The organism is Streptomyces sp. NPDC008317, assembly GCF_042955955.1.
In the GTDB taxonomy this organism is placed as follows: domain Bacteria; phylum Actinomycetota; class Actinomycetes; order Streptomycetales; family Streptomycetaceae; genus Actinacidiphila.
Genome location: NZ_JBIBFQ010000011.1, coordinates 174,364 through 188,858, shown reverse-complemented (window position 1 = coordinate 188,858; position 14,495 = coordinate 174,364). Strand labels below are relative to the sequence as shown.

General features: G+C 71.9%; 10 protein-coding genes. 3 read left to right on the top strand and 7 right to left on the bottom strand.

What is annotated here, in order from left to right:
* Positions 1 to 119: 119 nt before the first annotated feature.
* Together ACFY9V_RS30890 and ACFY9V_RS30885 are read right to left on the bottom strand one after the other, a co-directional pair.
* Entirely contained in the window at positions 120 to 1,466 is a 1,347-nt protein-coding gene (locus tag ACFY9V_RS30890; protein ID WP_391163853.1) for a TRAM domain-containing protein, read from the bottom strand.
* A gap of 168 nt (positions 1,467 to 1,634) precedes the next feature.
* The gene (locus tag ACFY9V_RS30885; protein ID WP_355338512.1) at positions 1,635 to 3,698 is read right to left on the bottom strand and encodes an APC family permease; all 2,064 of its coding nucleotides are present in this window, start codon (positions 3,696 to 3,698) and stop codon (positions 1,635 to 1,637) included.
* Positions 3,699 to 3,943: 245 nt separating this feature from the next.
* Between ACFY9V_RS30885 and ACFY9V_RS30880 the strand changes: the two genes are divergently transcribed.
* A complete protein-coding gene (locus ACFY9V_RS30880; RefSeq protein WP_355338509.1) occupies positions 3,944 to 4,609 on the top strand; it encodes a TrkA family potassium uptake protein in 666 nt (221 codons plus the stop codon).
* Entirely contained in the window at positions 4,609 to 5,292 is a 684-nt protein-coding gene (locus ACFY9V_RS30875; RefSeq protein ID WP_355338506.1) for a TrkA family potassium uptake protein, read from the top strand. Before ACFY9V_RS30880 ends, ACFY9V_RS30875 begins: the two co-directional genes overlap by 1 nt.
* 92 nt (positions 5,293 to 5,384) lie before the next feature.
* Here the strand turns inward: ACFY9V_RS30875 and ACFY9V_RS30870 are convergent, their stop codons facing one another.
* From ACFY9V_RS30870 to ACFY9V_RS30855, 4 genes are all read right to left on the bottom strand, one after another.
* Positions 5,385 to 6,146, bottom strand: coding sequence for a DUF3159 domain-containing protein (locus ACFY9V_RS30870; RefSeq protein WP_391049037.1), 762 nt, complete (start codon positions 6,144 to 6,146; stop codon positions 5,385 to 5,387).
* Between the two features lie 114 nt (positions 6,147 to 6,260).
* Positions 6,261 to 6,659: an OB-fold nucleic acid binding domain-containing protein gene (locus ACFY9V_RS30865; RefSeq protein WP_188282613.1), complete on the bottom strand. Its 399-nt coding sequence runs from the start codon at positions 6,657 to 6,659 to the stop codon at positions 6,261 to 6,263.
* 118 nt (positions 6,660 to 6,777) lie between these two features.
* Positions 6,778 to 7,461 (bottom strand): response regulator, encoded by a 684-nt coding sequence (locus tag ACFY9V_RS30860; RefSeq protein WP_188282663.1) that lies wholly within the window; start codon positions 7,459 to 7,461, stop codon positions 6,778 to 6,780.
* A 56-nt stretch (positions 7,462 to 7,517) separates the two neighbouring features.
* Positions 7,518 to 10,064 carry a sensor histidine kinase KdpD gene (locus ACFY9V_RS30855; protein WP_355338503.1) on the bottom strand — a complete coding sequence of 849 codons (2,547 nt, stop codon included), beginning with the start codon at positions 10,062 to 10,064 and terminating at the stop codon, positions 7,518 to 7,520.
* A 380-nt stretch (positions 10,065 to 10,444) separates the two neighbouring features.
* On the opposite strand from ACFY9V_RS30855, the gene ACFY9V_RS30850 reads away from it, so the two are divergent.
* The gene (locus ACFY9V_RS30850; protein ID WP_391163852.1) at positions 10,445 to 11,593 is read left to right on the top strand and encodes a hypothetical protein; all 1,149 of its coding nucleotides are present in this window, start codon (positions 10,445 to 10,447) and stop codon (positions 11,591 to 11,593) included.
* A 442-nt stretch (positions 11,594 to 12,035) separates the two neighbouring features.
* On the opposite strand, the gene ACFY9V_RS30845 is transcribed toward ACFY9V_RS30850, so the two are convergent.
* Entirely contained in the window at positions 12,036 to 14,468 is a 2,433-nt protein-coding gene (locus ACFY9V_RS30845; protein ID WP_391163851.1) for a tetratricopeptide repeat protein, read from the bottom strand.
* Between the last annotated feature and the right edge of the window lie 27 nt (positions 14,469 to 14,495).

Here is a 14,495-nt window from a genome sequence, read left to right as displayed (position 1 = left end):
CAGGGGCCCTCGTGGTCCGGGTCGGGGCAGAGCGCTTCGGACAGCCGGTCCATCAGCCGCTCGTGTTCGGCGGCCGTGGCGACCAGGGCGAGCCGGATGCCCCGCGCGTCATTCCGGCGTCAGGCGTCCTTCTTCTCCGGCTTCTCCGGCTTCTCCGGCACGAGGATCGCGACGCACTCCACGTGGTGGGTGACCGGGAAGAAGTCGAAGGCCCGCAGGGTGGTGGGGCGGTAGCCGGCTTCGGCGAAGTAGGAGAGGTCGCGGGCGAGGGCGGCGGGGTCGCAGGCCACGTAGGCGATGCGGCGGGCGCCGAGGGCGGCGAGCCGGCGGACGGTCTGCTTGCCCGCGCCCGCGCGCGGCGGGTCGAGGACGATGAGGTCGGCCTCGTCGATCCGCGTCCTGGGCAGGACCTGCTCGACCTTGCCGTGCTCGATGCGGACGCGGTCGAAGTCCTGGAGATTGTGCCGGGCGTCCTCGACGGCGCGCTTGCCCGACTCGATGCCGAGGACGGCGCCCTGGTCGCCGACGCGTTCGGCCAGCGCGCCCGCGAAGAGGCCGACCCCGCAGTAGAGGTCGAGCGCCATGTCGCCCTTGCGCGGCATCAGGCCCTGCATGACGGCCTCCACCAGCAGGTCGGCGGCCTTCGGGTGGACCTGCCAGAAGCCGCCGTCGCCGACGCGCCAGGTGCGGCCCGCGGCGCGCTCACGGACGAAGGGGCGGCCGTGGACGCGGTGCACGGCGTGGTCGCGTTCGCCGATCCGCTGCACCGACACCGGCTGGTCCAGCTCGACGATCGGCAGCCGCCCGCCGGGGCGCGGGGTGAGGATCACCTGACGGTCGTTCGAACCGGTGGCGGCGATGGCCTCGACGGTGGCGATCTGCGGCCACGTACGGTCCTCGACGCCGAGGTCGCTGACGCCGGGGGCGGCGATCAGGCAGTGGTCGACCACCTCGACCTCGTGGGAGCGGTGCTTGCGCAGTCCGGCGCGGCCCTCGGCGTCCACCGCGTACTGCACGCGGGTCCGCCACGCGGGCACCTCGCCCTTGGCGACCTTGTCGCCGGGGGCGGGCATCACGGTGCCGTCCCAGCCGGCCTGCTCCGGGGTGAGCCCGGCGAGCCGTTCGAGCTGTTCCGCGACGACCGTCGCCTTGAGGCGGCGCTGCGCGCCGGGCGCCGCGTGCTGCCAGTCGCACCCGCCGCAGCGGCCGGGCCCGGAGAAGGGGCACGGCGGCTCGACCCGGTCCTTGGACGCGGTCAGCACCTTCACGGCGTCGGCCCGGATGAACCGCGCGCCCTCCTCGCCCTCCGTGACCCGCGCGACGACCCGCTCGCCGGGCAGCGCGTGCCGGACGAAGAGCACCTGCCCGGCGTCGGTGCGCGCGACGCAGTGGCCGCCGTGCGCCACCTGGCCGACCTCGACCTCGTACTCCTGGCCGACCAGTGACGGTGCGGATTCGGTCTGCATGGGGGCGGTGCTCCTGAGCTTCAAGGTGGGGTGCGCGGGGACGGGCCCCGCGCGTGCCGGGGTGTCCGAGGGGACAAGCCCTCCAGTCTACGTGCCCGCGCCCGGCCGGAATCCCGGTCCCGGCCCGCGGCCCCGGTCCCGGCCGGGACCGGGGCCGCGGGCCGGGCGTCACTTCTGGCGTCCGCCGTTGCCGGTGTGCTCCCTGTCGCGGCGCGGCGGACCGACCGGACCGCGGCGGATCGCACCGGGCGCGTTCCAGTCCGCGCGGCGCCTGGCACGGGCCTTGGCGACCTCGGAGGACTCCAGTTGCCAGGGCACCGAGGTGACCATCACACCGGGGGTGAACAGCAGCCGCCCCTTGAGCCGCAGCGCGCTCTGGTTGTGCAGCACGTGCTCGTACCAGTGGCCGACCACGTACTCCGGGATGTAGATGCTGACCACATCGCGCGGACTGCTGCGGCGCAGGCCCCGTACGTACTCGATGATCGGCCGGGTGATCTCGCGGTACGGCGAGTCGAGGACCTTTAGCGGTACGTCGATGCCGCGGCGCTGCCATTCGGTCTGGAGCGCCTTGGTGTCGTCGGGGTCGACGTTGATGCTGAGCGCCTCCAGGGTGTCGGAGCGCATCAGCTTGGCGTAGGACAGCGCCCGCAGGGTGGGCTTGTGCAGCTTGGAGACCAGCACGATGGAGTGCACGCGCGACGGGCGCACGTAGTCGTCGCCCGGCTCGTCCTCGGCGGCGATCTCGTCCGCGACCCGCGTGTAGTGGCCGCGGATGGCGGTCATCAGCGCGTAGAAGGCGATCATGCCGAGCACCGCGACCCAGGCGCCGTGGGTGAACTTCGTCAGCAGCACGATGACGAGCACCAGGCCGGTGAGGAAGGCGCCGAAGGTGTTGATGGCGCGGGAGCGGTGCATGTGGCGGCGCTTGGCCGGGTCGGTCTCGGTGCGCAGGTGCCGGTTCCAGTGCCGGACCATGCCGGTCTGGCTGAGCGTGAAGGAGACGAAGACGCCGACGATGTAGAGCTGGATCAGCCGGGTGGAGTCCGCGCCGTAGATGTAGACGAGGACGGCGGCGAAGCCCGCGAGCAGCACGATGCCGTTGGAGAAGGCGAGCCGGTCGCCGCGGGTGTGGAGCTGGCGCGGCAGGTAGCGGTCCTGGGCGAGGATCGAGCCGAGGACCGGGAAGCCGTTGTACGCGGTGTTCGCCGCGAGGAAGAGCACGAGCGCGGTGACGGCGGCCAGGAAGATGAACGGGATCGAATTGTGGCCGAAGACCGCCTCGGCGACCTGCGCGATCACCGGGTCCTGCGTATAGCCGGAGCCGACCGGGACGCCGTTGTTCAGCAGGTCGGTCGCCGGGTTGGAGGCCATGTGCACCTTGGTGTTCATGGCCAGCGCGATGATGCCGCAGAACATGGTGACGGCCAGCAGGCCCATCGCGGCGAGCGTGGTCGCGGCGTTCTTGGACTTGGGCTTCTTGAACGCCGGGACGCCGTTGCTGATCGCCTCGACGCCGGTGAGCGCGGCGCAGCCGGAGGAGAAGGCGCGCAGCAGCAGGAAGATCAGCGCGAAGCCGCCGATGCCCGAGGTCTCGGCGTGGATGGTGTAGTGCGCGGTGGGCGCCTGCATGTCGTGTCCGGTGGCGATCTTGAAGGTGCCCCAGGCGATCATGCAGAAGACGCCGACGACGAACGCGTAGGTCGGGATGGCGAAGATGCTCCCGGACTCGCGCACCCCGCGAAGGTTCATGACCATCAGCAGGAAGATCATGCCGACCGCGCCGAGCACCTTGTGGTCGGCGAAGAAGGGGACGGCGGAACCGAGGTTCTCGATTCCGGAGGCGACGGAGACGGCGACGGTCAGGACGTAGTCGACGAGCAGCGCGCTGGCGACGGTGAGTCCGGCCTTGGGCCCCAGGTTGGTGGTGGCGACCTCGTAGTCGCCGCCGCCGGAGGGGTAGGCGTGGACGTTCTGCCGGTAGGAGGCCACCACTGTGAACATGAGCACGACGACCGCGACGGCGATCCACGGGCTGAAGTGGTAGGCCGAGGCCCCCGCGATGGACAGGACGAGCAGGACCTCGCCCGGCGCGTACGCGACGGAGGACAACGGGTCGGAGGCGAAGACGGGTAGCGCGAGCCGCTTGGGGAGGAGCGTTTCCCCCAGCTTGTCGCTGCGTAGCGCCCGGCCGATCAGGATCCGTTTCGGCAGGTCGGTCAGTTTGGACACCCCGCGATGTTAAGGGATCGTCAATACGGGCGCTCCCCCCACTGCCCTAAGGACTGTGGGGGACTTGGTGACGGGCGGGGTACGGCTTCGGTGGGGAAGTTGTGCGTCCGGTCGGCGCAACCTTCTCGCCCGCCGCACGCGTGTGTAGCTTTGGCCGCGGTCTGAGACGCTTGTGCTGACCAACAGTGCTCCGCGGGGCTCCACAAGAGCCCGGCCACAAACGTTTGACAGCCGGAAGGACGGTCGTGCACGTCGTGATTATGGGATGCGGGCGAGTGGGCTCCACTCTCGCGCACTCCCTCGAACAGCAAGGTCATACGGTCGCGGTGATCGACCAGGACCCGACGGCCTTCCGCCGCCTGGGCTCCGGGTTCGGCGGGCGCCGGGTGACCGGAGTCGGGTTCGACCAGGACACGCTGCGCGAAGCCGGAATCGAGGAGGCGGGAGCCTTCGCGGCGGTCAGCAGCGGCGACAACTCCAACATCATCGCGGCCCGGGTGGCCCGTGAGATGTTCGGCATCGAGAACGTGGCGGCCCGGATCTACGACCCGCGCCGTGCCGAGGTGTACCAGCGCCTGGGCATCCCCACCGTGGCCACCGTGCGGTGGACGTCCGACCAGATGATGCGGCGGCTGCTGCCGTCCGGTGCCGAGCCGCTGTGGCGCGACCCGAGCGGCGGCGTACAGCTCGCCGAGGTGCACACGTCGGTCGCGTGGATCGGGCACAAGATCAGCACGCTCCAGGAGGAGACCGGCGTCCGTGTGGCGTTCCTCACCAGGCTGGGCGAGGCGATGGTGCCGACGTCCCAGACCGTCCTCCAGGAGGGCGACCTGGTGCACGTGATGATGCGGACCGACGGGGTCGCCGAGGTCGAGGCGGCATTCGCCAAGGGTCCCGAGGAGGCGCGCTGATGAGGGTCGCCATTGCCGGGGCGGGGGCCGTCGGCCGGTCCATCGCCGGCGAGCTGCTGGAGAACGGGCACGAGGTGCTGCTCGTCGACAAGAACCCCACCTCCATCTCCGTGGAGCGGGTCCCGCAGGCGGAGTGGCTGCTGGCCGACGCCTGCGAGATCACCTCGCTGGACGAGGCCGCGCTCCAGCGCTGCAACGTGGTCATCGCCGCCACCGGTGACGACAAGGTCAATCTGGTGGTCTCGCTGCTGGCGAAGACCGAGTACGGGGTCCCCCGGGTGGTCGCCCGGGTCAACAACCCCAAGAACGAATGGCTGTTCAACGAGTCGTGGGGCGTGGACGTCGCCGTCTCCACCCCGCGGCTGATGTCGGCGCTGGTCGAGGAGGCCGTGAGCGTCGGCGATCTCGTACGGCTGCTGCGCTTCAGCCAGGGCGACGCGAATCTGGTGGAGCTGACGCTGCCGGAGGAGGCCGCGCTGGTCGGCACCAGGGTCGGCGACGTGGAGTGGCCGCAGGACACCTCACTGGTCACGATCATCCGCGGCAACCGGGTGCTGACGCCGTCCAAGGACGACGCGTTGGAGGCCGGTGACGAGCTGCTGTTCGTGGCCGCGCCGCACCGGGAGGAGCAGTTGGAGGATCTGCTGTCGCTCCAGGGCGACGGTGGCACCGCCACGGAGTAGTCGCTCCTTGACGACCCGCGAAAAAGGGGGCGGGCCCGGACCTCAGTGAGGTCCGGGGCCGCCCCCTTCCGCATGCCGTACGGACGCGCGGGTCAGGGCCTGGCGTGCTTGGCGGACTTCCCCGTCGTGCCCGTCCGCTCGGCCTTTTCCGTGTTTTCTGCCGTTCCGGCCGTTCCGGCTTTTTCGGCTTTTTCGGCCTTCTCCGCGGCCTCGGCCGCCTCCATCTCCGCGATCACGTCGATCGGCGGCGGCGCCTTCACCAGGAAGATCCAGGTCAGGTACACCGACAGCAGGAACGGCGGGATGCCGAGCGCGACCTTGACCCAGCCGAGCTGCGTCGCGTTGCCCCACCAGTACAGCGGGAAGAGGATCGCCGACTTGGCCAGCAGGATCAGGCCCCAGGCCCAGCTCGCCTTGGTGTACGCGCGCAGCCGTCCGGGATTCCGCTTCCGCCAGGACAGGTTCTCCTTGAAGATCGGCCCGAGGATCAGGCCGAGCAGCGGGAAGCCCGCGGCGGCGGAGACCAGATACGCGACGGCCAGGCCGAGCGTGTAGAGCATGCCGGGCAGATAGAAGTTCTTCGCGTTGCCCGACATCATGGCGAAGACCGCGCCGAAGGCGACGCCGAAGACCCCGCTGAAGGCGTGCTTGAGGGTGTCCTTGCGGGCCAGCCGCGCCACGCCCATCAGCACCGACAGCGCGAGGGCGGCGATGGCCGAGCTCTTGAGGTCCTTGTTGACCGTGTAGATCGCGACGAAGACCAGGCCGGGCACGGTGGTCTCCACCATGCCGCGCAGCCCGCCGAAGGCGTCGAAGAGCGCGGCCTCGGTGACCGCCCGCGACTCGTCGGTGATCCCGCCCGCGGCCTCGCCGGTGACCTCGTCGGTCCCTGTACCGTCCGTGCTCCCGCCGGGCGGCCGGGAATCCGCGCGGACCGTCTGATCCGTGTTGTCGATCGACGCCACCTGTTACTCCTGTCCGACCGGACGCAGTTCGTACTTGGGGTTGAACAGCACCGGACGACCCCGGTTCATGGAGATCCGGCCGGAGGCGATGATCCGACGGCCGGGTTCGATACCGCTGATACTGCGGCGGCCGAGCCAGACCACGTCCAGCGCGGCGGACCCGTCGAAGAGTTCCGCCTCCAGCGCGGGCACACCGGCCCGGGGACGGAGGGTGACCGTACGCAGCGTACCGGTGACGGACACTATCTGGCGGTCGGAGCAGTCGCAGATCCTCGTGCAGCCGACGGCCAGGGCGTCCTTCTGCAGCTCCTCGGAGTGCAGCTCCTCCTGCGAGGAGGACAGGCGGTCGAGCATGCGGCGGAAACGTCCCGCGGGTCGGTCCGAACGGATGGCACCACTCATATTCCCCAGGGTACCGGCCAGTCAGAGCCCGGTCATTGCCCCGAAGGGGCGGCTCCGGGAGAGCCGGGTCACTGCCGGACCGGGTCGCCACCGGACCGGGTCGCCACCGGAAGCCCGGTCACTGCTCGAAGCGGTACCCCATGCCCGGTTCGGTGATGAAGTGCCGGGGGCGGGCCGGGTCGGCCTCCAGCTTGCGGCGCAGCTGCGCCATGTAGACCCGCAGGTAGTTGCTCTCGGTGCCGTAGGCGGGCCCCCAGACCTCCTGGAGGAGCTGCTTCTGGCTGACCAGCCGGCCGGGGCTGCGTACCAGCACCTCCAGCAGGTGCCACTCGGTCGGGGTGAGGCGTACGTCCGCGCCGTCCCTGTTGACCTTCTTCGCCGCCAGGTCGACAGTGAAGGACTCGGTCTCGATGACGGCGGCGTCGTCGTCGGGTCCGGTGGGCGTGGCGCGGCGGACCGCGGCGCGCAGCCGGGCCAGCAGCTCGTCCATGCCGAACGGCTTGGTGACGTAGTCGTCGGCGCCCGCGTCCAGCGCCTCCACCTTCTCGTCGGACGCCTGCCGGGCGGACAGCACGATGATCGGCACGCGGGTCCAGCCGCGCAGGCCGCGGATCACCTCGACGCCGTCCATGTCGGGCAGCCCGAGATCGAGGACGACCACGTCGGGATGGCGGGCGGCGGCGACCCGCAGCGCGGTGGCGCCGTCGTGCGCGGCGTCGACCTCGTAGGCGCGGGCCCGCAGATTGATGACGAGGGCGCGGACGATCTGCGGCTCGTCGTCCACCACGAGCACCCGGTACATGTGCGTCCTCTTCTGTTCGCTCTTCTGTTCGATCTTCTGTGTGCTCTTCTGTTCGGTCATGAGACGGCCGTGGCGGGCCGGTCGGGAACGCCGGGCGCTGCGGGGGCCCCGTGCGCGGCGGGCAGCGTCAGCACCATCGTGAGGCCGCCGCCGGGTGTGTCCTCGGCGACCAGTGTCCCGCCCATCGCCTCGACGAAGCCGCGCGCCACCGCGAGGCCGAGGCCGACGCCGTTGCCGCGCGGCGCGTCCCCGTACCGCTGGAACGGCTCGAAGATGTGGTCCCTGGCGCTCTCGGGGACGCCGGGGCCGCGGTCGACCACGCGCAGTTCGACGCGGTGGCCGAGCGCGCTGGCGGCGACCAGCACCTTCTCGTTCTCCGGGCTGTACTTGACGGCGTTCTCGACGACGTTGGCGACGCTGCGCTCCAGCAGGCCGGGGTCGACGGCGACCATCGGGAGCGTTTCGGGGATGTCGAGGGCGACGCTCTGCTCGGGGACGCCGCCGAGCGCCATCGGCACCACCTCGTCCAGGTCGAGTTCGCGGATCAGCGGGGAGACGGTGCCGGTCTGAAGCCGTGACATGTCCAGGAGGTTGCCCACCAGGTGGTCCAGGCGGTCGGCGCCGTCCTCGATCCCGGCCAGCAGTTCCGCCTCGTCCTCCGGCGACCAGGCGACGTCCGCGGAGCGCAGCGAGGACACCGACGCCTTGATCCCGGCGAGCGGGGTGCGCAGGTCGTGCGAGACGGCGGCCAGCAGGGCCGTACGTATCCGGTTGCCCTCGGCAAGCTCCCTGGCTTTGGCCGCCTCGTCGGTCAGCCGCTTGCGGTCCAGCACCACGGCGGCCTGCGCGGCGAACGCCGACAGCACGCGGCGGTCGGAGGCGGGCAGGACGCGGCCGGTGAGCGCGAGGGTGAGCCGGTCGTTGACGGGCACCTCCACGTCGGCGTCCTCGGGCCGTACGCAGGGGGTGCTGCCGACGCTCGCGGCGCAGTGCCAGGCCGCGTGCTCGTCGTCCCGTTCCAGCAGCACCACGGCGTCCATGCCGAAGGTCTCCCTGACCCGTTCCAGCAGCGCTTCGAGCGAGCTCTCGCCGCGCAGGACGCTGCCCGCCAGGTACGACAGGATCTCGGCCTCCGCGCGCAGCCGCGCGGCCTGCTGGGTGCGGCGGGCGGCCAGGTCCACCACGGAGGCGACGGCGGCGCCGACGACGATGAAGATCGCGATGGCGATGATGTTCTCTGGCTGGGCGATGGTGAAGGAGTGCGTCGGCGGCGTGAAGTAGTAGTTGAGCAGCAGCGAGCCGACCAGGGCCGCGGCCAGCGCGGGCAGCAGTCCGCCGATCAGGGCCGCGGCGACCGTCATGGTCAGGAAGACCAGCATCTCGGTGGCCTGGCTCATGCCGGGGTGCCAGCGGGTGAGCAGCACCGCGAGCAGTACGGGGCCCGCGACGCCGGTCAGCCAGCCCGCCACGACCCTGGAGCGGCCGAGTTTCGCGCCCCGCGCGGAGGGCAGCCCGCGGCCCTTGGCAGCGTGCTCGTGGGTGACGATGTGGACGTCGATGTCGCCGGAGTCGCGGGCCACGGTGCTGCCGACGCCCGGCCCGAACACGTACTGCCACGCCTTGCGGCGGCTCGTGCCGAGCACGATCTGCGTGGCGTCGACGCCGCGCGCGAAGTCCAGCAGCGCGTCCGGCACGTCGTCGCCGATGACGTGGTGGAAGGATCCGCCCAGGTCCTCGACCAGGGCCCGCTGGACGGCCAGTTCCTTGGCCGAGCCGGACACCAGGCCGTCGCTGCGCACGATGTGCACGGCCAGGATCTCGCTGCCCGAGCCCTTGGCGGCCATCCTGGCCGCCCGGCGCAGCAGCGTGCGGCCCTCGGGGCCGCCGGTCAGGCCGACCACGATCCGCTCCCTGGCCTGCCACGCGGCCGATATCCGGTGGTCGGCCCGGTACTGCTGGAGGTATTCGTCGACCCGGTCCGCGGTCCACAGCAGCGCCAGCTCGCGCAGCGCGGTCAGATTGCCGGGGCGGAAGTAGTTGGACAGCGCCGCGTCGACCCGGTCGGGGGCGTAGATGTTGCCGTGCGCCATCCGGCGGCGCAGCGCCTGGGGCGACATGTCGACCAGCTCTATCTGGTCGGCCCTGCGCACCACCTCGTCCGGCACCGTCTCGCGCTGCTTCACCCCGGTGATGGACTCCACCACGTCACCGAGTGACTCCAGGTGCTGGATGTTGACGTTCGAGACGACGTGGATCCCGGCCTTCAGCAGCTCCTCGACGTCCTGCCACCGCTTCGCGTTCCGCGACCCCGGCACATTGGTGTGCGCCAGCTCGTCGACCAGCACCACCTCGGGCGCCCGCTCCAGCACCGCGTCCACGTCCATCTCCGTGAACACGGTCCCCCGGTAGTCGATCTCCTTGCGCCGGATCTCCTCCAGGCCCGCCAGCATCACCTCGGTCCGCGGCCTCCTGTGGTGCTCCACGTACCCGACCACCACGTCCGTACCGCGCTCCGCACGCCGATGCGCCTCCGACAGCATGGCGTAGGTCTTCCCCACACCAGGTGCCGCCCCCAGATAAATGCGCAGCTTCCCGCGTGCCATGTCTCCATCGTCCCGCTCCGCCGCCCCCTTCGCCCGGACGGCCCGGCAGGCGCACCCTCCGACTCTAGAACCGCGCAACGGGACATTCCGGGCGCGCGGCCACCGCCGGGGCGACCTTGACGGCGTCTTGACGCCCCGAGCGGGACCGGGCGTCCACCGGATGAGGGCCCCGCGGCCTGTGCCGCAAGGTTTCCGCAAGGGTTTGGCATGCCTTCCGCCAGACGGTCGGGGAAAGCCGTCGGCAGCGGCCGGGCACCGGTCGTTGAACGTCGTTCCGACGGGGGGTTTCACCCATGTCAACGGTGAGCGGGCCGAGCGGCCCGGTCATACGCGATCCCGGACAGTGGGCCACGCTGTCCGGCTGCAAAAAGGTTCTGGTCGTGGTCCACACCCTGGTCTACGGGCAACGGCTCCAGGACGTGTTCGAGCTGCTCCGCTCCGATCTGCGGATCCACGTGATGTTCACGATCGCACCGCACGCCTTCAATCCGGGAGTTCGCCGCTTCCTCGAGGCCCTGGACGCCCAGGTGCTGCCCTGGGCCAAGGCGGTCGCCACCGAATTCGACCTCGTCCTCGCCGCGGGCTCCCAGGGGATGGAGCGACTGCGCGGTCCCCTGGTCCGCGTCCCGCACGGGGCGGGCCACATGAAGCTGTCCCGTCCGGGCGACGGGCCGCAGCGCGCTGTCGGCGGGCTCGGCAGGAACTACCTGATGTGGGGCGACCGCGTCGTGCCCTGCGCGTACGCCCTCGCCCACCGCGACGACCTGGCGCTGCTGTCGCGGTCCTGCCCCGAGGCGCTGCCCATCGCCGAGGTGGTCGGGGACGCCTCGTACGACCGGATCGCGCGCAGCCTGGGGCGCCGGGACGAGTACCGCAGGGCGCTGGGCCTGCGGGACGGGGAGAAGCTGGTGCTGGTCTGTTCCACCTGGGGCCTCGGGTCGAGCTTCAACCGGCTGGAGGCACTGCTGCCGCGCCTGCTGACCGAGCTGGCCCCGGAGGACGGCTACCGCAAGGCCCTGCTGCTGCATCCCAATGTGTGGGCCGGGCACGGCGGCTGGCAGGTGCGGGCCTGGCTCACGGAGAACGGTCTGGGCGCCGTCCCGCTCATCGGCCCGGAAACCGACTGGCGCCCGCTGGTGATCGCCTCGGACTTCGTCATCGGCGACCACGGATCCGTGACGCTCTACGCGACGATGTGCGACGTACCGATCGTGATGGCCAGATTCGTCGAGCAGGACGTCAATCCCCATTCGCCCGCCGCGGTGCTGGCGACCGTGGCGCCCGCCCTGTCGCCGACCCACCCGCTGTCCCGTCAACTCGCCTACGCCGAGGGCCGGTACGAGCCGCGGGCGTACCGCGACATCTCCACCCGGATCTCCTCGGAGCCCGGCCGCTTCAACCAGAACATGAGAGGTCTGCTGTACCGGTTCCTGGGACTGGGCGAACCCGCGCACGAGCCGTCCACCAGACGGCTGCCGCTTCCGGAGCCGCTGCCGACCGCGGCGGTACGGGGAGGTGACACGTGGTGACGCCGTCCGGCCACCGTCAGGTACGGGTGATGCTGCGGATTCCCCGGCCCGACGACGCCGGTTCCCCGCCGTTCGCCGCCTTCACCGACGAGCATGTGAGCGCCCGGCTGGACGGCGGGCACGATGCCCGCTGGCGGCACTGCGCCGACGTCCTGTGGGACGCCGAGGAAGCCGTCACCATGGCCGCCGCGGCCGATCGGGCCGGGGCGGTGCTCCGCGGGAGTCCCGGAGCGCGGGTGGTCTGCGTGGGGTACGGGCAGGGTCGCTGCGTGGCGGTCTGTGCCACCGCTCCCCCGCTGGCGCTGACGGCGCGGGCGGGCCTGCGAACCGCGGGCACGTGGCCCGCGGTCGCGGCGGTCGGCTCACTCCTGCACGCCTGGCTGGTGGCCCGCCTTCCGGTGGACCTGCCGGTGGGGCTGCTCGTGCACGGCCTCGGCTCGGTTCAGTTCGCGCCGGGGCCGGGGGGCCCGTCGGACGACAGAGCTGGGGACTCGGGTGGCGAGGTGCCGGTAGCGCCGCCGGGGCGGGCGACGCGCTCGGTCAGACGGTCCGCGTCCGGGGCGCCGACGCTCTCGTAGAGCCCCAGCGACCGCTCGAACGCCCGCCGGGCGTCGTCCGGGCGGTCCGACCGCCGGTACAGGAGGCCGAGCAGTTCCCACGACCGTGCTTCCCAGTGCGCGGAGCCGCGGTCGCGGAACTCCTCCGCCGCCTTGCGCAGATGGCGTTCGGCGAGGTCGGTCTCACCGACCTCGCCGAGCGCACGGCCGAGCAGCGCCAGCGCCCTGGCGGCGTCGTACGGGTCCGACGCCGTGAGCAGGTCGGCCCGTGCCCGGCGCAGCGGCTCGACCGCGTCGCCCGGCCGCCCTCCGGAGAGCGCGACATCGCCGAGGCACAGCCGGGACAGCGCGGCCCCTCTGCCGTAGCCGATCGCTTCCCTGATCCCCAGCGCCTCGGCGAACGGTCCCACGGCCTCGTCCAGCCGTCCCGCCAGGTGGTACGACTGCCCGATGCCGTGCAGCGCCTGGGCCTCCATGTACCGGTCGCCGTGCAGCCGCGCCAGGTCCAGCGCCTGGCCGAACCAGACCACGGCCTCCTCCGGGTGACCCGAGTTGCGCAGCCCCGCCCCGCCGGACGTCAGCATCCGCAACTCCCCCTGCGCGTGCCGGTCCCGGCGCGCCGCGTCGAGCCCCAGCCGGTGCGCCTCCACCCACAGGTCGTACGGACGCAGCCGCAGGAAGAGCGGCCACATCGCGTCGGCGAGCTGCCAGGCCAGACCGTTCCACCGCGCGTCCACGGCCGTGCGCAGAGCGGTCATGAGGTGGCGCTGCTCCCGCCCCAGCCACCCGAGCGCCGCCTTCTCGGTGGCGAAACGGGGTCCCGGCTCCGCGTCCGGCGGAAATTCGTAGTCGCGGTCCAAGGTGCGGTGGGACGGGCTGATCAGCTCCTCCGCGGCCGTCGCCGTCGCCAGGTACCACTCCAGCGCCCGGCGTACGGCGGCCGTACGGACCGGCTCCGGGTCGCGCGCCTCCGCGAGGCCGCGGGCGTGCAGGCGGACCAGGTCGTGGAAGCGGTGCCGTTCGTCGCCGAGTTCCTCCAGCAGGCTCACCTCCGCCAGCGCGTCGGTCCGCCGTTCGGCGTCGGTCCGGCCGAGGCCCGCCGCCGCCGCGGCGAGTTCCGGGGTGAACTCGGCGAAGGGCAGCACCCCGAGCAGCCGGTACAGGGCCGCGGAATCCTCCCTGAGAAACCGGTAGGAGGCATCGAGGGCGCTCTGCACGGCGATCCCCTCTCCGACGCGCAGCACGGTCAGCCGTTCCGCCCCGCGGTCCAGCGCTTCAGCGGTCGCGGCCAGGGGCTGTCCCGGGCGGGCGGCCATCCGTGCGGCGGCCACGCAGACCGCGAGTGCCAGGCCGCCGCACCGGTCCACCACGCGGCGGGTGGCGGCGGGTTCGGCGGCGACCCGCCCCGCGCCGAGCCGCTGGCGCAGGATCTCGGCGGACGCGTCGTCGTCGAGGAAGCCGAGGGGCTGGAAAACGGCGCCCTCAAGTCCCAAGCCGGTCAGCCGCCTTCGGCTGGTGACCGCGACGATGCTCTGCTCCGCGCCCGGCAGCAGGGGCCTGACCTGCGCCGCGGAGATGACGTTGTCCAGCATGAGGATCAGGCGTCGGCCCGCGGTGACCGACCTCCACAGCGCGGCGGCCTCCGCGAGACCGGAAGGTATCGAGTTCATCCCGAAGGCCCGCAGGAACATGCCCAGCGCCTCCGACGGATCGGCAGGGCCTTCGGGGGCGTGCCCGCGCAGGTCGGCGTAGAGCTGCCCGTCGGGGAAGTCGTCGGCCTGCCCTCGCAGCCAGTACGACACCAGAGCCGTCTTGCCCACACCGGCGGGCCCGTTGACGACGGCCACCAAGGGGCCGTCCCGCCGCTCCGCGCCGAGGCGCAACGCGTCCAGCGCCTCGAGATCGCGTTCGCGGCCCGCGAGCCGCCGGGGCCCCGCCATCAACTGCCGCGGCACAGGCAGCGCTGCGGGCACGGGAGCGGGCGCGGCGTGCCAGTGGATGTCGCCGACCGTGCCAGCCTGGACGATACCCGCCCGGTGGTCGCCGCCGACGACCGTGTTGCGGTGGTCGACGCGGACGGTCGAGACCTCGCGCGGCGCCTCGGCCTCCACCACCGCCATCCAGTGGGTCAGGTCGCGAAGGAGCGCCGGATTCCTTGAGACCGCGTCCAGCAGTGCCCGCGCCAACCCGCCCTCGCCGGTCGCCTGATCCGGTGACTCGGCGGGCGGGTCCGGTAAAAGGGCGGCGGCCGTGGCACGGGCCGTCGTACTCGCGCGGCTCAATGCCCCTTCGATGGCGTCGAGAGTGATCGCGTCCACGGTTCGTTCCCCCGTCGCTCCAACTGG